This window comes from Pseudomonas putida, from assembly GCF_009883635.2.
Classification (GTDB): domain Bacteria; phylum Pseudomonadota; class Gammaproteobacteria; order Pseudomonadales; family Pseudomonadaceae; genus Aquipseudomonas; species Aquipseudomonas putida_W.
Window position 1 is genome coordinate 5,985,300 of the sequence record NZ_CP026115.2, and the last position, 21,782, is coordinate 6,007,081.

Below are 21,782 nucleotides of genomic sequence, written 5' to 3' on the forward strand. Positions count from 1 at the left end.
TCAGGCCTCCTGCCACTGGCTGCGCAGGCGGGCGCGCACGTCGCGCGAGGCGCTGCGGTGTTCACCGTCCAGGCGTGACTTGAGGTCAGTCGAATGGCCGATATCTCGCACAGCCTCGCCCAGACAGGCGCGTACCTGGGCAATGTCGGCGGCACTCGGCGTGTCGGCGCTCTCGACCTGCAAGCGTCGCCAAAGCAGGCCCAGCGAGGCGTAGCTGGCAAGGTCATAGGCCATCGGCGGCACCTCGGCTGCCAGCGCCTCCAGCTGTTCGACGCTGCGCAGGGTGATCCGCGCTGCGGCCGCCTTGCCCATGGCATGCACCATCACCCCGCTGTCATCCAGGGCGATCAGCCGTTGTGCCTGGTAGCCGTGGGCCAGGAAGGCACCGGACATAGCCTTGCCGACCAGCAGGCCAATCACCGGGTGCCCGGCCAGGCGCGCCTGGGCATAAGCCTGCACGGCGGCGGCCAGTGCCTGGTGAATGCCCAGGGCTTCCTCGCGACGGCCATAGGCCTGGCTCGGCACATCGATGACAGCGACGATGGCCCGTTTCTCGCCGTCGCGGTCCAGCTCGACCGCCTCGCTCACCGCCTTGGCCAGGCCCCAGCCTTCGAGCAGGCCGACTTCGCCGGCCCGTGCCCGTGGGAACGGATTGTGCGCGTCGGGTACCACGGCAATGAAGCGCGCCAGGCGGTTGTCCAGTTCGCCATCGATCACCCGCAGCGAAGCAGGATAGCCCGGCATCGTTTCGCCACCGGCCAAGCCCGGCAGCCAGTTCAGGGCACGGTTCATGGGGCATCTCCTTGGTAGAGGGCGCGCACGGTAGCGGCGTCCAGTTGCGGGCAGTCGGCGCCCAGGCTGGCCAGGCGCTCCAGGTACCAGGCGTGGCGGCCGGCGCGGTTGGCCGATGGCGTGTCCAGCAGTTGCAGCAAGTGCTGGCGGATGCTGTCGACGTCATCTGCCACGTACGCGTCCACCAGGCCGCTGGCGTGACGTTGTTCGCCTCCGGTCAGGCTCCAGATGAACGGGCGGTCCTTGGCGTCGTACTCGGCGATACCGGCCTCCTGCTCGATCACTTGTGGCCCATTGAGGCCCAGGCGTGCTTCGCGGGTCACCAACAGGTGGCTGCACAGGCCGGCCGCGATGGACATGCCACCGAAGCAACCGACCGAGCCTGCGACTACGCCGATCACCGGCTGGTGGGCGCGCAATTCGACAATCGCCGCCTGTATCTCGGCAATGGCCGCCAGGCCAAGGTTGGCCTCTTGCAGGCGCACGCCACCGGTCTCCAGCAGCAGCACGGCACAGGTTGGGATGCCATTGCGGTTGTCCTCGATGGCCAGCTCCAGGGCGCCGGCAATCTTGGCACCGCCGACCTCGCCCATGCTGCCGCCCTGGAACGCGCCTTCGATGGCGGCGATTACCGTATTGCGGCCATTGAGCAGGCCCTTGGCGATGACCACGCCGTCGTCGGCCTGGGGCACGATACCCTGGCGTGGCAGCCACGGCGACATCAGGCGGTCGAACGGGCCGAGCAGTTCACGGCAGCTGCCAGCATCGAGCAAGGCACGGGCGCGCTGGCGAGCGCCGAGTTCGACGAAGCTGCGGCTTTGCAGCAGGCGGGCGATGTCAGTCATGGGCAATCTCCTCGAAACCTTGCTCCAGGCGCAGTCGCACCACACCAGGAGTGGCGCCGAAGTCGTGGATGTCGATCTTCACCGCAGGCAGCGTGCGGCCATCGAACAGGCGCTGGAACAGCTGCTGCCAGCGTGCGCTGCTGCCGTTGACCGAGGTAACCACCTGGATCTCCAGGCACCCGGCGCTGCCGGGCTCGATCAGCACTTCCAGATCGCCGGAACTGACGCAGCCGACCAAGGTGCGGCCACGGCCAGGCTCGGCGGCGGGGAATTGAAAGTTCAGGGTTTCCATTTCACAGGCTCCCGGCTTTGTCGAGGAACAGGCAGGCGGCCAACAGATCGGCGGCGCCGCCAGGTGAGGCATTCAGTTGCAGCAGTTGTGCGTCCAGCAGGCGCAGCTGACGGCGGCCATCGAGGCTGGCGCAGCCACCCGCTTGCAGCACCGCACGAGCGCCTGCCTGCAGGGTTTGCAGGCCTTGCAGGCCGGCGCGCCAGAGCACGCAGGTGTCACTGAGTGCGGCCATGATCGCCAGCAAGGCATCCAGCCGGGCGTGGCTTTCGCTGGCACCGTTGGCGCGGCTGCGGCGCAGTTGTGGCAGGCCATGTTCGAGCACGGCCGGGAAACCTTGCTGGGCCTGTTCGCGGGCACCGCTGGCGCCGTAGCGGTGGCGGACCTGGGTGCCGTGGCTGTCTTGCGCGATAGCGGCTGGGTCGTCGATCAGGGCGATACGGCCGGCACGGGCGGCAACCGCCTGGGGATCGGCCTTGGCATCGAGCGCTTGCGCGGCCACCAGCAGGCCGAGGGCCCAGATCGCGCCGCGGTGCGTGTTGATGCCGCCCGTGGTGGCGAGCATGGCCTGCTCGCCTTCACGGCCGATGCGGCCCAGTTCGGCGCGCAGCGGCCGGCCAATCTCGCCATGGGCCTGTGCGGCTTCGGCCATCTGCCGCAGGCAAGGCCACAGGGCCAGCGCCGAGGCGTGCATCAGGGCCAGGGTCATGTCGGAGTGGGCGCCACTGCTGCGGCGGTCGACCAGGCCGGGTTTGGGGGACAGGTCGGCTTCGTCGATCAGGGCCTCGGTGGCCAGGTCGGCCAAGCGCTCAGACAAGGAGAGCTCGGTTTGCCGGGCGGGCCTCATCGCGGCTGAAGCCGCTCCTACAGGGATCGCGTAAGGCGTCATTTACCAGCTCCTGAACCGTGCGGGCGGGTTGTAGAGGCCGCCAGACCATTCGACCAGGTCGGCGATGCTGCGCGCGGCGAGCAGCTCGCGGCTGGCGTCGGTGCGGCGGATGCCGAGGTCCTCGGGCAAGGCGATCAGGCCTTGCTGGCGCAGGCGTAGGGTGTCCTTGGGGTCGTGGCGCAGGCCGATGGCAGTGACCCCGGCCACGGCGGCGATCATCTGCTGGCGCTCCTCCAGGCTGCGCGCCTTGTACAGGTAGGCGATACCTTCTTCGGTGAGCAGGTGGGTGACGTCGTCGCCGTAGATCATCACCGGCGCCAGGGGCATGCCGGCTTTCTTCGCCACTTCCACGGCGTCGAGGGTTTCGACGAAGGTGGGTTTGCCGCCTTCCTGATAGGTCTCGACCATCTGCACCACCAGCTTGCGACCACGCTCAAGCATCGTCTCCGGCACGGTCATGTCGAGCCAGGCCGGGGTTGCGTGGCGCCGGCCGCGGGGGTCATGGCCCATGTTCGGCGCCCCGCCAAAGCCCGCCAGGCGGCCACGGGTGACGGTCGAGGAATGACCATCGCCATCGACCTGCAAGGTAGCGCCGATGAACAGGTCGACTGCGTACTGCCCGGCCAGCTGGCACATCATACGGTTGGAACGCAGCGAGCCATCGCGGCCGGTGAAAAACACGTCCGGGCGCTGCGCGATGTAGTCCTCCATGCCCAGCTCGGTACCGAAACAGTGCACGCTCTCGACCCAGCCAGTCTCGATGGCCGGGATCAGGGTCGGGTGCGGGTTGAGCGTCCAGTTGCGGCAGATCTTGCCTTTGAGGCCCAGCGACTCACCGTAGGTGGGCAGGATCAGCTCGATGGCGGCGGTGTTGAAACCGATGCCGTGGTTCAGCGACTGCACCTGGTGTTTCTCGTAGATGCCACGGATCGCCATCATCGCCATCAGCACATGCACCGGCTTGATGTGGCGCGGGTCGCGGGTGAACAGCGGCTCGATGTAGAAGGGCTGGTCGGCGACCACCACGAAGTCCACCCAGGACGCCGGAATATCCACCCGTGGCAGGTCGTCGACGCGGTCCACCAGCTGGTTGACCTGGGCAATCACCAAGCCGTCGCTGAAGGCGGCAGGCTCGACCAGCGCCGGGGTGTCTTCGGTGCTGGGGCCGGTATACAGGTTGCCATCGCGATCGGCCATGAAGCCGGCGACCAGGGTGACATTGGGAATCAGGTCGACCAGCAGCCGCGAGTACAACTCGATGTAGGTGTGGATGGCACCGACTTCCAGCAGGCCATCTTCCAGCAGCTGGCCGATGCGCAGGCTCTGCGGGCCGGCGAAGGAGAAGTCGAGCTTGCGGGCGATACCGCGTTCGAACAGGTCCAGATGCTCGGCGCGGCTGACACTGGGCATGATCATGTGCAGGTCGTGCAGGCGCTCAGGGTCGGCCTTGGCCAGCGAGCGCGAAAGAAAGTCGGCCTGCTTCTGGTTGTTGCCTTCGAGCACCACCCGGTCGCCAGGGGCGATCAGCAGTTCAAGCGCTTCGACGATCCGCTCGGTGGGCAGCACCACACCGTCGGCCAGGTGACGGACGCGGTCCAGGCGGCGCTGCTTCTCGGCGCGTCGCCTGGACCATTGCGGCGGTGGATTCTTCGTTATGGTCATTGGGTGACTCCACGGGTTCGCTGTCGTGGAAGCACAGTAGGGCGAGCGGGATTGGGGGATCAATCAAGCTGGAGGATTGATCGTTACGGTCAGGGTAATGAATTAGCCTTAGGGCTGTTTGCTTTGAGCCGTTCAGCGCCTGGGAGATCGAGCGCCGCCCGCGCGGCGCTCGATCTCCCAGGCGCTGCAAACCTTACGGCGAACCTCCAGGCCCTCACTCGAACTCCAGGCTATAACCCACCCCATAAACCGACCGCAACGGATCCTGCTTCGGGGTGACTGCAGTGAGCTTGCGCCGCAGGTTCTTCACGTGGCTGTCGACGGTGCGGTCGGCCACTACCCGGTGGTCCTGATAGATGTGGTTCATCAGCTGGTCGCGGGACAGCACCTGGCCGGGCCGTGCCGCCAACGCCGCCAGCATGCGGAACTCTACCGGCGTCAGGTCCAGCGCCACGCCCTGGTAACGCGCCTGGAACGCACGAGCGTCGAGTTCCAGCCCCAGGCTCGGCGCCTGCTGGCCGCTGCGGCGCAGCACCGCCTTGACCCGCGCGACCAGCTCGCGCGGGGAGAATGGCTTGCAGATGTAGTCGTCGGCGCCCAGTTCCAGGCCCAGCAGGCGGTCAATCTCATCGACCCTGGCGGTCATCATGATCAGCGGCATCTGGCTGAAGCCGCGCAGCTCGCGACAGATGTCCAGGCCATCGCGACCGGGCAGCATCAGGTCGAGCAGGACCAGGTCGTACTGGCCCTGGCGGATCGCCGGAATGACGGCCAGGCCTTCGGCCAGGTGCTCGACGCTGTAGCCACCGGCACGCAGGTATTCGGCCACCAGGGCGGCGAGCTTGGGTTCATCTTCCACCAGCAGGATCTGGCTCATGCCTGGTCTCCGGCAACCGGGAGGGTGAGGGACAACAGCAAGCCGCCCAGGGTCGAGGCCTTGGCGGTCAGCTTGCCACCGTGCACTTCAGCAATGCCGCGGCAGATTGCCAGGCCCAAGCCGGTGCCGCCACTGGCACGGTTGCGCGAGCGCTCGGCGCGGTAGAAGCGCTCGAACAGGCGCGCCAGTGAAGCACTGTCTACGCCCGGGGCGGTGTCTTCGCATTGCACCAGCACCTGGTCGCCGTCCTGGAATGCCCGCAGTACCGTGTGGCCACCTGCATCGGTGTAGCGGCGGCTGTTTTCCAGCAGATTGTGCAACAACTGGCCCAGGCGCGACTCATCGCCCAGCACCCACAGCGGCTGGTCGGGCAACTCCAGGCGCAAAGCCAGGCCGCGCTCGGCGAAACCGGCTTGGAAAGCTTCGGCCACCACCGGCAACAGCACGCACAGGTCGATGCGTTCGCGGCGATAGGTAGGGCCGCCGACCTCGGCCAAGGACAGCTCGAACAGGTCGTCGACCAGTTTGCTCAGCGCCCCCACCTCGCCTTGCAACGAGCGCAGGGCATTGCCATCGAGCGGGCGAATACCGTCTTCCATGGCTTCCAGCTCGGCACGCATCACCGCCAGCGGCGTGCGCAACTCGTGGGAAATGTCCGCCATGAAATCGCGGCGCAGGCGCTCGTTGCTGGCCAGGGTGGCAGCCATGCGGTTGAAGTCACCGGCCAGTTGCCCGGCTTCGTCAGCCGAGCGTACCGGCAGCTGGATCGCGTAATCCCCCGCCGCCAGGCGATGGGTGGCGCTGGCCACTTCGCGGATCGGCCGCAGCAGGGCGCGGCTCAACCACCAGGCGATCACTGCCGTGGCCAGCAGGCAGGCCAGGCCGATCAACAAGCTGGAGCGCAGCTGATTGAGCTGGAAACGCCGGTCACCGACGCTGGTGACCGACTGCAACGGCGCCAGGGCCATCCAGCCGACCACCTGGCCCTGGTGATGGATCGGCCGCAGCAGCATGTCGCTGCTGGCCGCCTGGTAACCGATGATTGGCTGGTGCTGGGCATCAAGCAGGGCGAAACGCACGAACGCGCCGGTCAGGTCGGAGACGGTCAGCAGGCTGGGGTCGAAGGTCTTGTCTGGCCGGGCATCATCGGGGCGCAGCAACTCGAACCACTGGTCCTTGTCGCGGCGGATGAAGTCCCAGCTGCCGTTACGGGCATAGGCCTGCTCGACCCGAGGCACGATGCGCTCCATGCGCTCCTCGGCCTGCTGGTTGAGGTAGCCGAGAAAACCGTACTTCAGGCTCAAGTAGGCGGCGAACACCATGCCCAGCACGGCGAATGCGCACACCGCGAGCATGGCGATGAAAAACTTGCGGGAAAGGCTGACTTTCATGGCACCGCCGGCGCATTGGAGTTGCCGATATTGAAGCGCGCAGGCCCTGCTGCTGCAAGGCGCGCCGGGCAATCTCCACGCTTTCTGCACATTGCCTGCACAATTGCCGCGCACGCTTGGGCCATCGAAATCTTCTGGCTCGGAGCCTGCGATGCCTACGTTATTCCACTCCCTGATGCTTGCCCGTTCGCCCCTGGCCCGCGCCTGGTTGCTCAGTGCCGGGCTGCTGGTCATTGGTGGTTGCCGCGAAGCCGAGACCGCCGCGCCTGTAGCCCCATTGCAAGAGGTCGCCGTCTATGAAGTGACCAGCGCCGCCCAGGCCTTGACCACCACCCTGCCCGGCCGTGCCAGCGCCCACCTGATTGCCGAGATCCGCCCGCAAGTCGGCGGCATCATCCAGCAACGCCTGTTCAACGAAGGTGACACGGTCAAGGCCGGCCAGGCGCTTTACCAGATCGACCCGCAGCCCTACCAGGCAGCGCTGGCCCAGGCCAAGGCCACCGTCAGTTCCGCCAACGCAACACTCAAGGCGGCGCAACTCAAGGCCAGCCGCGATGCGCAACTGGTGAAGATCGACGCCATCAGCGCCGAGGACAACGAAAGCGCCCAGGCCGCCCTGCTCGAGGCCCGCGCCAGCCTGCTGTCGGCCCAGGCCGCGCAGCGCACGGCGCAGATCAATCTCGACTACACCCGCATCAATGCGCCAATTGATGGCCGCACTGCCACCTCGTCGGTCACCCCTGGCGCGCTGGTCACCGCCGAGCAGACCACCGCCCTGACCACCGTGCAGCAGCTGGACCCGATCTACGTCGACTTCACCCAGCCCAGCAGCACGCTGCTGCGCCTCAAACGCGAGCTGGCCGACGGCAAGCTCGCCGCCAGTGAACAGAAAGACGCTACACGCATCACTCTGGAACTCGAAGACGGCAGCACCTATGCCCATGCCGGCACCCTCACCTTCAATGGCGTGAGCGTGGATGAAAGCACCGGCAGTGTCACCTTCCGCGCGGTGGTGCCGAACCCCGACGGCCTACTGATGCCTGGCATGTACCTCAAGGCCACCGTACAGGAAGGCGTGCAGCGCGACGCCATCCTGGTGCCGCAGCAAGCCGTCAGCCGCGACGAACGCGGCGGCGCCACTGCCCTGGTGGTGGTCGATGGCAAGGTGCAGCAGCGTGAGCTGACCCTGGCCCGTGCGGTGGACAACCGCTGGTGGGTCAGCCAGGGCCTGGCGGCCGGTGACCAGGTGATCGTCCAGGGCCTGCAGAAGGTCCGCGTCGGCCAGCAGGTGCAGATCCAGGCCCAGGGCCAGGACAAGGCCCTCACCGCCATCAACGACAGTCACTGAGGCGTATTACATGGCACGTTTCTTCATCGACCGGCCAATCTTCGCCTGGGTCATCGCCATCCTGGTGATGCTCGGCGGTGGCCTGGCCATCTTCACGCTGCCGCTGGCGCAGTACCCCAACATCGCCCCGCCGCAGATCAGCCTCAGCGCCACCTACACCGGTGCATCGGCCAAGACCATGGAAGACTCGGTGACCCAGGTCATCGAGCAGCAGATGACCGGCCTCGACGGCCTGACTTACATGTCGTCGAGCAGCAGCTCGTCGGGCAGCGCCAAGATCACTCTGACCTTCGAAGCCGGCACCGACATCAATACCGCACAGATGCTGGTGCAGACCAAGCTGGAACAGGCCAAGGCACGGCTGCCCGACACGGTGCAGCAGCAAGGCATCGAGATCCACAACTCGGCCAGCGACTTCCTGATCATCGTCTCCCTGGTGTCGGATAACCCCGACATCGGCGCCACCGACATCAGCGACTTTATCTCCAGCACCCTGTACGACCAGATCAGCCGGGTCAGCGGCGTCGGCGAGGTGACCACCCTGGGGTCGAGCTACGCCATGCGCATCTGGCTCGACCCGGACAAGCTCAAGCAGTATGCGCTGATGCCATCGGACGTGAGCAGCGCGCTGGAGGCACAGAACGTCGACACCTCCGCCGGCCAGCTCGGCGCCCTGCCCGCCCGCGCCGGGCAGCAGCTCAACGCCACCATCAACGCCCGCAGCAAGCTGCAGACCGCCACCCAGTTCCGTGACGTGGTACTCAAGCACAGCAGCGCCGGTGCGGTGGTGACCCTGGCCGACGTGGCCCGGGTCGAACTGGGCAGCGAAAGCTACGACGTGGTCGCCGAACACAACGGCCGGCCGTCTGGTGGCCTGGCGGTGAGCCTGGCCACCGGCGCCAACGCCCTGGACGTTGCCGAAGCGGTGCAGGCCAAGCTGGCCGAGCTGCAGCAGTTCTTTCCCAGCAAGCTGCAGTTGCGCAGCGAGGTGGCCTACAACACCGCGCCGTTCGTGAGGATATCCATCGAGGAGGTGGTCAAGACGCTGTTCGAAGCCATCGCCCTGGTGGTGCTGATCATGTACCTGTTCATGCAGAACCTGCGCGCCACGCTGATCCCGGCCATCGCCGTACCGGTCGTACTGCTCGGTACGTTCGGGGTGCTGGCACTGCTTGGCTACTCGATCAACACCCTGACCATGTTCGGCATGGTGCTGGCCATTGGCTTGCTGGTCGACGACGCCATCGTCGTGGTGGAAAACGTCGAGCGCATCATGGCAGAAAGAGGCCTGGCGCCCCGCGAAGCGACGCGCCAGTCGATGGGCGAGATCAGCGGTGCGCTGGTCGGCATCGCCGTGGTGCTGTCGGCGGTGTTCATCCCCATGGCCTTCTTCGGCGGTTCCACCGGGGTGATCTACCGGCAGTTCTCGGTGACCCTGGTCGCGGCCATGGCCCTGTCGGTGCTGGTGGCCATGAGCCTGACGCCAGCGCTGTGCGCCACCCTGCTCAAGCCGCTGGCCGACCACGGCGTCACGCGGCGCGGCTTCTTCGGCTGGTTCAACGGCAATTTCGAGCGCATGTCCGAGCGCTACCAGCGTGCCGTCGGCAAGGTGCTGGCGCGGCCACTGCGCAGCCTGCTGGTGTATGCGCTGGTGCTCGGCGGCGTGGCGCTGATGTTCCAGAAGCTGCCGACAGCGTTCCTGCCCGAGGAGGACCAGGGCATGCTGATGATGCAGATGACCCTGCCAGTCGGCGGCACCGACCAGCGCCTGCAGGCCGTGAGCCGCCAGGTGCAGGACTACATGCTCGCGCAGCCGGAAGTCGATTCGATCCTGACCGTGCGTGGCCTGGGCAATGGCGGCAACGCGCAGAACTCAGGGCGCGGCTTCATCAAGCTCAAGGACTGGCGCGAGCGCCAGGGCGACGAACACAGCGCGGCCGCCGTGGCACGCCGGGCCAACATGGCGCTGTCGTCGATCCTCGACGCCAACGTCTTCGTCATCGCCCCGCCGGCCATCCAGGGCCTGGGCCAGAGCTCCGGTTTCGACGTGCAGCTGCAGGACCTGGGTGGCCTCGGCCATGCCGAACTGCTCAAGGCGCGCAACCAGTTCATCGCCCTGGCCGCCAAGGACCCGCGCCTGGCCAACGTGCGCGCCCAGGGCCTGGAAGACACGCCGCAGCTGAACATCGCCATCGATGACCGCAAGGCCGGCGCCATGGGCGTTGCCGCCAGCGACATCAACGCCACCCTGAGCACGGTGATGGGCGGCAGCTACGTCAACGACTTCATCGACGCCGGGCGGGTGAAGAAGGTCTACCTGCAGGGCGAGGCCGACAAACGCATGCAGGCCGAGGACATCGGCGCCTGGTACGTGCGCAACGACAGCGACGCCATGGTGCCGCTGTCGGTCTTCACCAGCACCTCGTGGAGCACCGCCTCGCCGCTGCTGGAGCGCTTCAACGGGTTCGGCTCGTACGAGCTGGTGGGCGAGCCGGCAGCAGGTGTCAGCTCCGGCGATGCCATGGCTGCGCTCGAGCAGATCATGGCGCAATTGCCCAATGGTATCGGCTACGCCTGGGCCGGGCAGTCGTATCAGGAGCGCCTGGCCGGCAACCAGGCACCGCTGCTGTACGCCATTTCGATCCTGTTCGTATTCCTCTGCCTGGCTGCCCTGTACGAAAGCTGGTCAGTGCCGTTTGCCGTGATGCTGGTGGTGCCGGTGGGCATCCTTGGCGCACTGCTGCTGACCGGCATGCGCGGGCTGGCCAACGACGTGTACTTCCAGGTCGGCCTGCTGACCACCGTGGGGCTGGCGGCGAAGAACGCGATCCTGATCGTCGAGTTCGCCAAGGAAGGTTACGCGCGCGGCCAGGACTTGCTCGACGCCACCCTGGAGGCCGTGCGCATCCGCCTGCGCCCAGTGCTGATGACTTCGCTGGCGTTCATCCTCGGGGTGTTGCCGCTGGCGCTGAGCAGTGGAGCCGGCGCTGGCGGGCGACAGGCGATCGGTACCGGCGTGCTGGGTGGCATGCTGGCCGCCACCGTGCTCGGCCTGTTCTTCATTCCTTTGTTCTATGTGCTGGTGCAACGCCTGGCCGATCGCCGCGCCGGCACCACCGCAACCGTTGCAGGAGAAGCCTGATGCGCCTGTCCCCCCTCTTGCTGGCGCTGGCCCTGACCGGTTGCGTCAACCTGGCCCCCGACTACCAGCGCCCGGCGGCGCCAGTGGCCGAGCAGTGGCCGACGACCACCGGTAACAGCGCGACCAGCGCCGACATCAGTTGGCAATCGCTGTTCGTCGACAGCCGTCTGCGCGACACCGTAACCCTGGCCTTGGCCAACAACCGCGACCTGCGGGTGGCGGCGCTGAACGTCGAGTACCAGCAGGCGCAATACCGCATCCAGCGCGCCGCGCTGCTGCCCGCGGTGTCGGCCACGGCCGATGGCACTCGCCAGCGCGCGCTGTCCAATGGCACGACCTCGGTCAGCAGCCAGTACAGCGTCGGCCTCGGCGTCAGCAGTTACGAGCTGGACCTGTTCGGGCGCCTGGGCAACCTCAAGGACGCCGCCCTGGAACAGTACCTTGCCCTGGAGCAGACCCGCCGCAGCACCCAGATCAGCCTGGTGGCCGAGGTGGCCAGTGCGTGGATGACCCTGGCCGCTGACCAGCAGCTGCTCAAGCTGGCCAACGAAACCTACACCAGCCAGCAGAAGACCTACGCCCTGGTACAGCAGAGCCACGGCCTGGGTGGCGAGTCCGGGGTGAGCCTGGCCCAGGCCCGCAGCACCGTGGAGTCGGCCCGCGCCGATGCGGCGAATTATGCCAGCCAGGTCGAGCAGGACCGCAACGCGTTGGATCTGCTGGTCGGTCAGCGTGTGGACAGCACGTTGTTGCCGGACGACAGCCAGGGCAATACCGCGCTGCTGGTCAGTGTGCCAGCAGGCCTGCCGTCAACGCTGTTGCAACGCCGCCCCGACGTGCTGGCTGCCGAGCACACACTGAAGGCAGCCAACGCCGATATCGGTGCCGCCCGGGCGGCGTTCTTCCCCAGCGTTACCCTGACCGCCAGCGGCGGCAGTGCCAGCAGCCAGCTGTCCGGGCTGTTCAAGGGCGGCAGCGGCGCCTGGAGCTTTGCCCCGTCGATCAACCTGCCGATCTTCAACGCCGGCAGCAACCGCGCCAGCCTCGACGCGGCCAAGGTCACTCGCGAAATTGAAGTGGCCACCTATGAAAAGACCTTGCAGACCGCCTTCAGCGAAGTGGCCGATGCGCTCTCGGTACGCGCCCACATCAATGAACGGCTCGACGCCCAGCGCAACCTGACCGATGCCACCCAGACCAGCTACAACCTGTCGCTGGCGCTGTACAAGCAAGGCTCGGACAGTTTCCTCGATGTGCTCGACGCCCAACGCTCGCTCTATTCCGCGCAACAGTCGCTGATCAGCCTGCAACTGGCCGAGCAGGTCAACCGGGTGACCTTGTACAAGACGCTCGGCGGCGGCTGGCAGGGATAAGGCAATTTTCACATCCGCTTCACCATCGGGCCACATAGCCGAGGCTAAGGTGCTGCCAGCCTTGTCCTCGGAGTGGCAGCATGCTGGAAAATGTAGTTGCAACACACCCGCGCGCCCTGCGCCTGAAACGCCGCAAGCTGCCCGCTGCCTGGCTGCTGGCGATGTTGCTGGCGATGACGGTGTTCGGCCTCTGGCACCTGTTTCGTACCCATGTCACCAACCTGGGCAACACCCAGCTGATGACCGAGCATGGCGTCTACAGCGCCTGGAACAGTGACGAGGTGATTGTCCTGGTCCGCCACGCCGAACGCTGCGACCGTTCGAACCATGCGTGCCTGGGTGACCCTGCCGGCATCACCGTGGATGGCAGCCATGCCGCAGCCACCGTCGGCGACGGTATCCGCCGCCTGGGCCTGGCCAACGCCGATATCCTCAGCAGCCCGGAAGTACGCACCCAGCAGACCGCCTCGTTCGTCTTCGGCAAGGCCATCGAAACCCAGGACTGGCTGGCGCGCTGCGACAGTACCTTTGCCAACACCGCCCTGGCGCACAAGCGCGAGGGCCACAACCTGGTGCTGGTCACCCACAGCGGCTGCATCGACCACCTCGAACGGCAGCTGGGCGTGGCGGGCGGCGAACGCGTTGCCGGCTATGCCAGTGCACTGTTCATCAGCAAAGACAGCAACGGCAAGGCCCACCTGCTCGGGCAACTCAACGCCAACCAATGGCAGACACTCAACAGCAGCACAGGGAAGTAAGCATGCCCGTTTCTTCACGCGCCACGTTCTACGTCAACAACCTGCTATTGCCGCTGTTGCTGGCCGCGGTCACGTTCCTGCTGTTCGACCTCACCACGCTGGACCGCTGGATCAGCAACCTGCTGCTCGACCCGGTCAGCGGGCAGTTCCCGCTGCTGCATGACCAGCTGTTCGAAAAAGTGACCCACAAATGGCCGCGCATCCTGCCGAACTGGACCGGCGAGGCGGCGATCATCGGCTCGCTGCTGTCGTTCATCTGGCCCCGCCTGGCGAACCACCCCGACGCACTGATCACCCGCGGCCTGAATGCCGCCAGAATCAGCCCGATGCTGCGCTTTACCAGCCGTCATCGCCGCGACTTCCTGTTCGTGGTGGTGGCGTTTGCCCTGAGCACCACGGTCATCCATTACCTGAAAAGCCACACCAGCGTGTATTGCCCGGTGGAAACCACCCTCTACGGCGGCCCTGAGGCGCACGTGGAGTGGTACGAGAACTTCCGCTGGTTGAGCAAGGCGGGTGAGGGTCGTTGCTGGCCGGGCGGCCACGCCTCCAGCGGTTTCACCCTGCTGGCGCTGTACTTCGTGGCGCTGCGTTACCGCTGGCAGCATGCGCGCAAGCTGCTGGTGGCCATTCTGCTGATCGGCTTCGTCTACGGCACCACCCGCGTGCTGCAAGGCTGGCACTACATGTCGCATACCTTCTGGGCCGGGATTTTCGTGTGGCTGACCACCTGGGCCACCGCGCTTGGCTTCTACGGACGCGAGTCGCTTCAGGCTCCGGCCCGGGCCCCCTCGGACAAGACGTCGGCGAACGCCTATGCTTGAGCAGCGCCACTGCTCAGGAACCCCGACATGCCCACTCCCGAAGACGCCCTGCTGCACAGCTGGCAGCACAACGCCAGGGCCTGGATAGACGCGGTACGTGGCGGCGCCATCGAGAGCCGCCGGCAGGTCACCGACCAGGCGATCCTGCTGGCGATCCTCGGTCGCCAGCCAGAGCGGGTACTGGACCTCGGCTGCGGCGAAGGCTGGTTGCTGCGGGCGCTGGCCGATCGCGGCATCGAGGTGACCGGCGTGGACGGCGACGCCGCGCTGGTCGAGGCTTCGCGGGCCGCAGGCTCGCCGCACGTGCACCAGGCCAGCTATGCGCAGCTGGCCGCAGGTGAGGTGAATATCGGCAGCGACTATGAGCTGATCTGCGCCAATTTCGCCCTGCTGCACCAGGACATCATCCCGTTGCTGACGGCCATGAAGGCACTGCTGACGCCCGCTGGCGTGCTGGTGATCCAGACCCTGCACCCCTGGAGCGTGGCGGGCGGGGATTATCAGGACGGCTGGCGTGAGGAGTCGTTTGCGGGTTTTGCCGGGGAATGGCGGCCGATGCCGTGGTATTTCCGGACCTTGGCCAGCTGGCTGAATGCTTTGGACATGGCGGGATTCAGGTTGCTGAGCCTGCAGGAGCCGCAGCATCCGCAAAGCCCGGTGCCGCAGTCGTTGCTGATGGTTGCTGGGTAGCCTTTACTGGCCATCGCCCGGGGCTTTTCATTCCTGGTGGTGCTCAAGGTGGTGTACGCCTTTGGCTGGGTCGGCGCGGTGAGCCTGCTTGGCTGCCTGCTGGTGCTGGGCCTGTTGCCAGGACGCGAGCGCCACCTGCCCGGTTAGCGCTGGGCAGTGGCCTCGTCAGCTGGCGGGGTCAGCTGCAGTACGCGATTGCGCCCGCCTTCGGCGAGCAGGTAGCCACCCTTGCCATCGGCGATGATCGACTGCGGTGCCTTGAGGAAGGTCAGGACCACGTGCTGGGTGCCATTGGCATCCACCCGCAACAGGCGTGCGCGGTGGGTGTTGTCCTCGCTGATCCACAGCCCGCGCTGATCGCACATCAGGAAGGTGGGATGACGCAGGCCTTCGATCACCACCGGGTCTTTACCGTCGTCGGACAACGCACGAACGATGCCGGTGCCTTTCTCGGTGTACAACAGGCGGCCGTCGGCGCAACGGGTCAGGCCTTCGGTTTCGGTCAACCCCGAGCGCAGCACCTCGAGCTGGCCGCTGGCCCAGTCATAACGCATCAGGCGCCCATTGCCCTTGCGGTCTTCGATGGCGTACAGGTGATCGCTATCGTTCCACAGCCCCTGCACACTGTTGCCATCGAACAGGTGGATGACCTGGCCATCGCGGGACAGGCTGACCGGCGCCTGGCCGCCTTCCTGGCTGAACACCCAGCCACCTTGTGCCGCGACCATGCCGTCGGGCTTGGACAGGTTGTCGATCAGTACCACGCGGTCGCCGCTGGCGGTGATCTTGAGAATGCTGCCTTTGCCGTCATCCAGCTCGCGGCTGACCAGCAGGCTGCCGTCAGCCTGGGGCAGCAGCGAAGCAGCCTTGGTCACATCGCGGTGCAGCACCTCGACATGCCAGCCACTGGCGGCCTGCACCGGGTAGAACGATTGCCAGGCGAAAAAACCCAGGGTGGCGGCCACCAGGCCAGTGGTGGCAGTCAGGGCGATACGGGTGCTGCGCCGGCGCAGGATGGGCATGAACGGGGCTCCTTTTGAATGGCCCGAATCCTAGCAAGAGGATGCGAAAATGTCGTCATCAGACGACACAAACACAAAAGGATATAAAAAGAACAAAACAATCTAACCAAATGGAATTAAAAAATTGAAAGCCAAACGCCACCTCCTTAGGCTGGGTACACCGTTTCCCACCCTGTTCAAGGAGCGACGCCCATGCCCTTCTCCCCCCTTCGCCGCCTGCTCGTCGGCGGCCTCCTGGCGACCGTCGCCAGCAGCCTGCTGCCCTGGTCCAGCGCCTTCGCCGAAGACACCAAGACCCTGCGCATCGGTTATCAGAAATTCAACAGCATCAACATCCTCAAAGGCAGCGGCGCACTGGAAAAGGCCCTGGCGCCCCAAGGCGTGAAGGTCAGCTGGCACGAATTCGCCGCCGGCCCGCAACTGCTCGAGGCGCTGAGTACCGGCGCCATCGACTTGGGCCACGCTGCCGACGCGCCATCGGTATTCGCCCAGGCCGCCGGCAAGCCGGTGGTCTACCTGGCCGCCGAACAACCCTACCCACGCGGCATCGGCCTGGTGGTGCGCGAACAGGATCACCTCACCGCGGTGCAGGACCTCAAAGGCAAGCGCGTGGCTACCGGCCGCGGATGGAACGCCCAATACTTGCTGGCGGTAGCCCTGGAGCAGGCCGGCCTGAGCTATCAGGACATCACCCCGGCCTATGTCAACAACGCCGCCGATGCCGTCGCCGCCCTGCAATCGGGCAGCGTGCAGGCCGTGACCCTGTGGGACCCGTTCCTTGCAGCGGCCGAAAGCCAGCCGGGGCTGAAGAACCTGCGCGATGGCAGCGGGCTGACCAACAACCGCACCTTCTACCTGTCCACCGCCACCTTCGCCGACCAGCACCGCGACTTGCTGAAGACCTTCTTCAGCGAACTGGGCAAGGTCAGCCAATGGGCCAACGCCAAGCCCGCCGAAGTTGCCGCGCTGCTGGCGCCGCAACTGGGCATCAGCGCCAATGTGCTGGAGGTGGCCAGCGAGCGGCGCAACTATAACGCCGTGGCCATCACCCCGCAGATCGTCGCCGAGCAGCAGAAACTGGCCGATACCTTCCAGGGCCTGGGCCTGATTCCACACAAGTTGCAAGTGGCTGATGCCATTTACCCGGCTTCTGTATTGCCGTGACCAGGGAGTGAAGGCAATGCCCCGCCACATCCGTTTCAACGCCTTCAGCATGAACGCCGCCAGCCACCAGTCCCCGGGGCTGTGGCGCCACCCGCGCAACACCAGCGTGGCGTTCAACCGCCTCGATTACTGGACCGACCTCGCGCGCCTGCTGGAGCGCGGGCTGTTCGATGCGCTGTTCATCGCCGACGTGCTGGGCATCTACGACGTCTACCAGGGTGGCCCCCAGGCCGCCCTGCGCGGTGGCGTACAGGTGCCGGTCAACGACCCGTTGCTGCTGGTGCCGGCCATGGCCGGGGTCACCGAGCACCTGGGGTTCGGCGTCACCTTTTCGCTGACCTATGAACACCCTTATCCCTTCGCCAGGCGCATGTCCACGCTCGACCACCTGAGCAATGGCCGGGTCGGCTGGAACATCGTCACCGGCTACCTCGACAGCGCCGCGCGCAACCTGGGCCTGGCCCGCCAGCTGGGCCATGACCAGCGCTACGACCTGGCCGAGGAGTACCTGGAGGTGCTGTACAAGCTTTGGGAAAAAAGCTGGGAAGACGATGCGGTGCAACTGGAGCGTGAAACTTGCCGCTATATCGAACCGTCGAAAGTGCACGCCATCCAACATGCCGGCGAGCATTTCCAGGTGCCCGGCATGCACCTGTGCCAGCCCTCACCCCAGCGCACGCCGGTGCTGTTCCAGGCCGGTGCCTCGGCGCGTGGCCAACAGTTCGCCGCCCGGCATGCCGAGTGCGTGTTCATCAGCGGCCCGACGCCGACAGTGCTGCGCCGCTACGCCGACGGCATCCGCCAGGCCAGCGAGGTGGCCGGGCGTGGCCGTGACGAGGTGCTGATCTATGCCCAGGCGCTGCTGATCGTCGCGCCGACCACCCAGGAAGCCCAGGCACGCTTTGCCGAATACCGCCGCTATGTCGATCTGGACGCTGCCCTTGCCTTGCTTTCAGGCTGGACCGGTATCGACTTCGCCGGCCTCGACCCGGATGCCCCCATCGAATACGTCGAAAACGATGCTGGCCGTGCCGCGCTGGCGGCGTTCACCGCCGCCGACCCGAACCGCCGCTGGACCGTGCGTGAAGCCGCCGAATTCGTCGGCCTGGGTGGGCGTGGCCCGGTACTGGTGGGTTCACCCGACGAGATTGCCGACCAGTTGGAACACTGGCTCGACCAGACCGGCATCGACGGTTTCAACCTCACCTATGCCGTGCAACCGGACGACCTGGCCAACGTCGTCGACCTGCTGGTGCCGGAGCTGCAGCGCCGTGGCCGCTACCCGCTGAGCTACACCGACGGCACCTTGCGCCACAAGCTGTTCGGCCAGGGCGACCGGCTGCCCGAAGCCCACGCTGGGCGCCAGGTTCGCATTCAGTAACTGAATGTCGAGTATTTCAACATTTAATTTGTGGATGACGCGGACTGCCCCCTATGCTGTCCGCACATCCCCTGCACGCACCGGCCGGTGTGGTCCAAGGCACGGGGAGAGAACAACAAGTCGAGACCGCTCATGTCGAACCACTCCTACTTCGCCCCCCACGGTGGGCACCCAGCTCAGACCGAGCTGCTGACTGACCGTGCCATGTTCACCGAAGCCTATGCCGTGATCCCCAAAGGCGTGATGCGTGACATCGTCACCAGCCACCTGCCGTTCTGGGACAAGATGCGCATGTGGGTCATCGCCCGCCCGCTGACCGGCTTTGCCGAAACCTTCTCGCAGTACATCGTCGAAGTGGCCCCGGAAGGCGGCAGCGAGCGCCCTGAGCTGGACCCGAACGCCGAAGCCGTGGTGTTCATCGTCGAAGGCGAGCTGGACATCACCGTCGAAGGCAAGCACCACACCCTGACCCCAGGCGGCTATGCCTTCCTGGCCCCGGGCGCCGAGTGGAGCCTGCGCAACAACAGCAAGGCCAACGTCACCTTCCACTGGCTGCGCAAGCACTACCAGAAAGTCGAAGGCCTGGCCGTGCCTGAGTCGTTCGTCACCCATCGCGACAACGCCACCGTCATCGAGATGCCGGGCACCGAAGGCCGCTGGGTCACCACCCGCTTCGTCGACATGGCCGACATGCGCCACGACATGCACGTCAATATCGTCACCTTCCAGCCAGGCGGCGTGATTCCGTTCGCGGAAACTCACGTCATGGAACACGGCCTGTATGTGCTGGAAGGCAAGGCGGTGTACCGCCTGAACCAGGACTGGGTCGAAGTGGAAGCCGGCGACTTCATGTGGCTGCGCGCCTTCTGCCCGCAAGCGTGCTACGCCGGCGGCCCAGGCAAGTTCAGCTACCTGCTGTACAAGGACGTGAACCGTCACGTGCACCTGACCCTCAACCCACAGCGTTGAGTTCAGGCTGATGCCCGAGAGCCCGCCACCTGGCGGGCTTTCTGTTTGCCGCTCATACTGACAAGTCATGCCCCTAGCGCGGTGCTCGCGATGAACCGCTGCCTGATGCTTGCCTTATTGCTTGCTTCCAGCACCAGCCTGGCGGCTGATGACTGGAAGATCGCCTACGACCGTGAAGGCATCCGTGTCTACCTGGCCGCGACAGCTGATTCGCCCTACCAGCAGTTCCGCGGCGTCAGTACCATGAAAGCCAGCGTGCGCACCCTCACCGACCTTCAGGAAAACCTGCGGGTGGCGTGCAAGTGGCTGTACGCCTGCGAGCAGATGCGCCTACTGGATGTGGAGGGGGACACGACCTGGGTCTACCTGACCACCAACCTGCCGTGGCCTACCCTGCCGCGCGACATCATTCTCAAGGTCAGCACCGAACGTTTGGATGACGGCACCCTGGTGCGGCACCTGAGCGCCGAACCGAACCGCCTGCCAGAAGAGCCGGGGTTGATCCGCGTACAGCACCTGTCCGGCGAATGGGTCATGAAGCCGCTCGGCGAACGGGAAACCGAGGTGACCTACCAGTTGCAGGCAGACCCGGCGGGGGACGTGCCGGGCTGGCTGGCCAATCGCTTCGTCGTCGATGCCCCGGTGGTGACGCTGCGGACATTACGTGCGGTGGCCGAGCGCCAACCCTGAGCAGCCCTTTCGCCCTGCCGCGTTTTCTGCCACTGTCGGCGCGCGACGCGGACCAGCGTGTCGCGCTTGCCAGGACTTCGCATGAAAACACAAGAAAACGGCAATACCCACAAAGGTTACCGACGCATCATCCCATCGATGACCGCCCTCCTCGAATTTGAAGCGGTCGCCCGGCACAGCAGTGTCACCCTTGCGGCCCGTGAGCTGGGCGTGACCCAGGCGGCGGTGAGCAAGCAGATCCGGCAGCTCGAGGATAACCTTGGGGTACAGCTGTTCCAGCGGCTGCACCGCGGTATCCGCCTGACCAGCGAAGGCCAGGCGATGTTCGCAGTAATGTCGGATTCCTTGCAGAAAATCGCGGCGATGTTCGACCGCCTCAGTGAAGGCAGCGGCGAACAGGAACTGGTGCTCAGCACCACCGCAACCTTTTCCCAGCTGCGGGTGATGCCGCGCCTGAGCAACCTGCGCGCGACCATGCCTCACGTGCGCCTGCGCCTGGCGACGCAGATGTTCACCGGCGACCTGCGCAATCACGACATCGACCTGCTGGTGCGCTACGGCAATGGCCGTTGGGAGGATGGCACTGCGTTGCAACTGTTCGAGGAAGAGGTTTTCCCGGTGTGTTCGCCGGCCTGGCTGGCACGCAATGCCAGGCCGGACTCGCTCGAAGCCCTGTACACCGCCGACCTGCTCGACGCCGATGCCACCACCGAGGGCTGGATGACCTGGCCGACCTGGTTCCGCGCCCTCGGAGGCAACCCGCCGAAGCTCGATTACGGGCTGCGCTGCCACCTGTACACCGACACCATCCAGGCCGCATTACACGGCCATGGCGTGGCGCTGGGTTGGGGGCGCATGCTCGATCACCTGCTGGCGTCTGGCGAACTGGTACGGCTGACCGACCTGGTGGTAAAGCCACGAGAAGCGTATTACCTGGTGGTGCCCCATGGCCGCGACACCACGGCCACGGTACTGGGGCTGGTGCAGTGGTTACGCAGCTGAGTGGCAGCCGTGCTTGCCGGCTCCCACAGGGATCGGGCCAACTTCAAGAAATGGATTATTGAACGACCCCGCAAGCCACGCGGGCACCACCACCGCCCAGCTTCTCTGGATGGTCACTGTGGTTGTCGCCTCCAGCATGCACCATCAGTGCATGGCCTTTGAAATCCGTAGCTTTCAGCCGTGGCGCCAGTACCGGGTAGGTGGCCTTGCCGTCGGAGCCCACATACAGCGCCGGCAGGTCACCACGGTGGCCACTGTCGTCATAGGGGCCTTTGTGTGCGTTGGTGGCGTCAGGGTCCCAATGCCCGCCCGCCGCGCCGGCTGGCACCGGCTTGCCGTTTTCTTCTGCCGCTGCGCATGAACCCTTCTGGTGCAGGTGGAAGCCATGTACGCCCGGCGGCAGGTCCTTGAGGTCAGGGGTGAGCACAGTGCCGTACTTGTTCTGTTCGATGCTGATGGTCCCGATCGACTTGCCCGGGCCATCCGCCCCGGCCAGCTTCAATTCCACCGTCTGCGCGGCCTGGGCGAGACCGGCCGAGGCCAGCAATGCGGTGAAGACTACTGCTTTCATTTCGTTTCTCCATGGTTTGGGACTGGCGGGCTTCATACCCACATAACGAGTGGGACTGCGCAGCTTGCCAGGCATTCCATTCAGCCACAGACTGAAACACTTC

Annotated in this window: 20 protein-coding genes; 11 read left to right on the forward strand and 9 right to left on the reverse strand. The window is 65.8% G+C overall.

The features are described 5' to 3' along the window. From mdcE to C2H86_RS27220, 7 genes are all read right to left on the reverse strand, one after another. Positions 1–792 (reverse strand): biotin-independent malonate decarboxylase subunit gamma, encoded by a 792-nt coding sequence (gene mdcE / locus C2H86_RS27190; protein WP_159410721.1) that lies wholly within the window; start codon positions 790–792, stop codon positions 1–3. After that, positions 789–1,637: a biotin-independent malonate decarboxylase subunit beta gene (locus tag C2H86_RS27195; protein ID WP_159410722.1), complete on the reverse strand. Its 849-nt coding sequence runs from the start codon at positions 1,635–1,637 to the stop codon at positions 789–791. The genes mdcE and C2H86_RS27195 overlap by 4 nt, the downstream gene beginning before the upstream one ends. Beyond that, positions 1,630–1,929: a malonate decarboxylase subunit delta gene (locus tag C2H86_RS27200; protein ID WP_159410723.1), complete on the reverse strand. Its 300-nt coding sequence runs from the start codon at positions 1,927–1,929 to the stop codon at positions 1,630–1,632. The genes C2H86_RS27195 and C2H86_RS27200 overlap by 8 nt, the downstream gene beginning before the upstream one ends. Before the next feature lies 1 nt (position 1,930). After that, positions 1,931–2,773, reverse strand: coding sequence for a triphosphoribosyl-dephospho-CoA synthase (locus C2H86_RS27205; RefSeq protein WP_240349741.1), 843 nt, complete (start codon positions 2,771–2,773; stop codon positions 1,931–1,933). A gap of 42 nt (positions 2,774–2,815) precedes the next feature. Further along, a complete protein-coding gene (gene mdcA / locus C2H86_RS27210) occupies positions 2,816–4,477 on the reverse strand; it encodes a malonate decarboxylase subunit alpha (protein WP_159410725.1) in 1,662 nt (553 codons plus the stop codon). Positions 4,478–4,691: 214 nt separating this feature from the next. Beyond that, positions 4,692–5,354: a response regulator gene (locus C2H86_RS27215; protein WP_159410726.1), complete on the reverse strand. Its 663-nt coding sequence runs from the start codon at positions 5,352–5,354 to the stop codon at positions 4,692–4,694. After that, positions 5,351–6,745, reverse strand: a complete 1,395-nt coding sequence (locus tag C2H86_RS27220; protein WP_159410727.1) for an ATP-binding protein — start codon at positions 6,743–6,745, stop codon at positions 5,351–5,353. Before C2H86_RS27220 ends, C2H86_RS27215 begins: the two co-directional genes overlap by 4 nt. Before the next feature lie 151 nt (positions 6,746–6,896). Here C2H86_RS27220 and C2H86_RS27225 point away from each other — a divergent pair, with 151 nt between their 5' ends. From C2H86_RS27225 to C2H86_RS27250, 6 genes are all read left to right on the forward strand, one after another. Next, complete coding sequence (locus C2H86_RS27225) at positions 6,897–8,093, forward strand: efflux RND transporter periplasmic adaptor subunit (protein WP_240349656.1); 1,197 nt, start codon at positions 6,897–6,899, stop codon at positions 8,091–8,093. Between the two features lie 10 nt (positions 8,094–8,103). Further along, the gene (locus C2H86_RS27230) at positions 8,104–11,235 is read left to right on the forward strand and encodes an efflux RND transporter permease subunit (RefSeq protein ID WP_159410728.1); all 3,132 of its coding nucleotides are present in this window, start codon (positions 8,104–8,106) and stop codon (positions 11,233–11,235) included. Beyond that, positions 11,235–12,608: an efflux transporter outer membrane subunit gene (locus tag C2H86_RS27235; protein ID WP_159410729.1), complete on the forward strand. Its 1,374-nt coding sequence runs from the start codon at positions 11,235–11,237 to the stop codon at positions 12,606–12,608. The genes C2H86_RS27230 and C2H86_RS27235 overlap by 1 nt, the downstream gene beginning before the upstream one ends. Positions 12,609–12,688: 80 nt before the next feature. Continuing rightward, positions 12,689–13,366, forward strand: coding sequence for a histidine phosphatase family protein (locus tag C2H86_RS27240; RefSeq protein ID WP_159410730.1), 678 nt, complete (start codon positions 12,689–12,691; stop codon positions 13,364–13,366). 2 nt (positions 13,367–13,368) lie between these two features. After that, positions 13,369–14,190 carry a phosphatase PAP2 family protein gene (locus tag C2H86_RS27245; protein ID WP_159410731.1) on the forward strand — a complete coding sequence of 274 codons (822 nt, stop codon included), beginning with the start codon at positions 13,369–13,371 and terminating at the stop codon, positions 14,188–14,190. 27 nt (positions 14,191–14,217) lie between these two features. Continuing rightward, positions 14,218–14,880, forward strand: coding sequence for a class I SAM-dependent methyltransferase (locus C2H86_RS27250; RefSeq protein ID WP_159410732.1), 663 nt, complete (start codon positions 14,218–14,220; stop codon positions 14,878–14,880). 143 nt (positions 14,881–15,023) lie between these two features. Here the strand turns inward: C2H86_RS27250 and C2H86_RS27255 are convergent, their stop codons facing one another. Continuing rightward, on the reverse strand, positions 15,024–15,902 hold the full coding sequence (locus C2H86_RS27255; RefSeq protein ID WP_159410733.1) for an SMP-30/gluconolactonase/LRE family protein: 879 nt from the start codon (positions 15,900–15,902) through the stop codon (positions 15,024–15,026). A 192-nt stretch (positions 15,903–16,094) separates the two neighbouring features. Here C2H86_RS27255 and C2H86_RS27260 point away from each other — a divergent pair, with 192 nt between their 5' ends. The 5 genes from C2H86_RS27260 (at position 16,095) to C2H86_RS27280 (ending at position 21,108) form a co-directional block, all read left to right on the forward strand. After that, positions 16,095–17,066, forward strand: a complete 972-nt coding sequence (locus C2H86_RS27260) for an aliphatic sulfonate ABC transporter substrate-binding protein (RefSeq protein WP_159410734.1) — start codon at positions 16,095–16,097, stop codon at positions 17,064–17,066. A 16-nt stretch (positions 17,067–17,082) separates the two neighbouring features. After that, a complete protein-coding gene (locus C2H86_RS27265; RefSeq protein WP_159410735.1) occupies positions 17,083–18,447 on the forward strand; it encodes an LLM class flavin-dependent oxidoreductase in 1,365 nt (454 codons plus the stop codon). Positions 18,448–18,579: 132 nt separating this feature from the next. Beyond that, positions 18,580–19,416: a bifunctional allantoicase/(S)-ureidoglycine aminohydrolase gene (locus C2H86_RS27270; RefSeq protein ID WP_027918838.1), complete on the forward strand. Its 837-nt coding sequence runs from the start codon at positions 18,580–18,582 to the stop codon at positions 19,414–19,416. 90 nt (positions 19,417–19,506) lie between these two features. Further along, positions 19,507–20,106, forward strand: a complete 600-nt coding sequence (locus tag C2H86_RS27275) for an START domain-containing protein (RefSeq protein WP_159410736.1) — start codon at positions 19,507–19,509, stop codon at positions 20,104–20,106. 81 nt (positions 20,107–20,187) lie between these two features. Beyond that, positions 20,188–21,108: a LysR substrate-binding domain-containing protein gene (locus C2H86_RS27280; RefSeq protein WP_159410737.1), complete on the forward strand. Its 921-nt coding sequence runs from the start codon at positions 20,188–20,190 to the stop codon at positions 21,106–21,108. 55 nt (positions 21,109–21,163) lie between these two features. On the opposite strand, the gene sodC is transcribed toward C2H86_RS27280, so the two are convergent. Then, positions 21,164–21,679, reverse strand: a complete 516-nt coding sequence (sodC, locus tag C2H86_RS27285; RefSeq protein ID WP_159410738.1) for a superoxide dismutase family protein — start codon at positions 21,677–21,679, stop codon at positions 21,164–21,166. Positions 21,680–21,782: the final 103 nt, after the last annotated feature.

Bases quoted from the DNA above. Each gene is read 5' to 3' on its own strand.
- mdcE (WP_159410721.1), bottom strand. From the start codon at position 792: ATGAACCGTGCCCTGAACTGGCTGCCGGGCTTGGCCGGTGGCGAAACG.
- C2H86_RS27195 (WP_159410722.1), bottom strand. From the start codon at position 1,637: ATGACTGACATCGCCCGCCTGCTGCAAAGCCGCAGCTTCGTCGAACTC.
- C2H86_RS27200 (WP_159410723.1), bottom strand. From the start codon at position 1,929: ATGGAAACCCTGAACTTTCAATTCCCCGCCGCCGAGCCTGGCCGTGGC.
- C2H86_RS27205 (WP_240349741.1), bottom strand. From the start codon at position 2,773: ATGAGGCCCGCCCGGCAAACCGAGCTCTCCTTGTCTGAGCGCTTGGCC.
- mdcA (WP_159410725.1), bottom strand. From the start codon at position 4,477: ATGACCATAACGAAGAATCCACCGCCGCAATGGTCCAGGCGACGCGCC.
- C2H86_RS27215 (WP_159410726.1), bottom strand. From the start codon at position 5,354: ATGAGCCAGATCCTGCTGGTGGAAGATGAACCCAAGCTCGCCGCCCTG.
- C2H86_RS27220 (WP_159410727.1), bottom strand. From the start codon at position 6,745: ATGAAAGTCAGCCTTTCCCGCAAGTTTTTCATCGCCATGCTCGCGGTG.
- C2H86_RS27225 (WP_240349656.1), top strand. From the start codon at position 6,897: ATGCCTACGTTATTCCACTCCCTGATGCTTGCCCGTTCGCCCCTGGCC.
- C2H86_RS27230 (WP_159410728.1), top strand. From the start codon at position 8,104: ATGGCACGTTTCTTCATCGACCGGCCAATCTTCGCCTGGGTCATCGCC.
- C2H86_RS27235 (WP_159410729.1), top strand. From the start codon at position 11,235: ATGCGCCTGTCCCCCCTCTTGCTGGCGCTGGCCCTGACCGGTTGCGTC.
- C2H86_RS27240 (WP_159410730.1), top strand. From the start codon at position 12,689: ATGCTGGAAAATGTAGTTGCAACACACCCGCGCGCCCTGCGCCTGAAA.
- C2H86_RS27245 (WP_159410731.1), top strand. From the start codon at position 13,369: ATGCCCGTTTCTTCACGCGCCACGTTCTACGTCAACAACCTGCTATTG.
- C2H86_RS27250 (WP_159410732.1), top strand. From the start codon at position 14,218: ATGCCCACTCCCGAAGACGCCCTGCTGCACAGCTGGCAGCACAACGCC.
- C2H86_RS27255 (WP_159410733.1), bottom strand. From the start codon at position 15,902: ATGCCCATCCTGCGCCGGCGCAGCACCCGTATCGCCCTGACTGCCACC.
- C2H86_RS27260 (WP_159410734.1), top strand. From the start codon at position 16,095: ATGCCCTTCTCCCCCCTTCGCCGCCTGCTCGTCGGCGGCCTCCTGGCG.
- C2H86_RS27265 (WP_159410735.1), top strand. From the start codon at position 17,083: ATGCCCCGCCACATCCGTTTCAACGCCTTCAGCATGAACGCCGCCAGC.
- C2H86_RS27270 (WP_027918838.1), top strand. From the start codon at position 18,580: ATGTCGAACCACTCCTACTTCGCCCCCCACGGTGGGCACCCAGCTCAG.
- C2H86_RS27275 (WP_159410736.1), top strand. From the start codon at position 19,507: ATGAACCGCTGCCTGATGCTTGCCTTATTGCTTGCTTCCAGCACCAGC.
- C2H86_RS27280 (WP_159410737.1), top strand. From the start codon at position 20,188: ATGAAAACACAAGAAAACGGCAATACCCACAAAGGTTACCGACGCATC.
- sodC (WP_159410738.1), bottom strand. From the start codon at position 21,679: ATGAAAGCAGTAGTCTTCACCGCATTGCTGGCCTCGGCCGGTCTCGCC.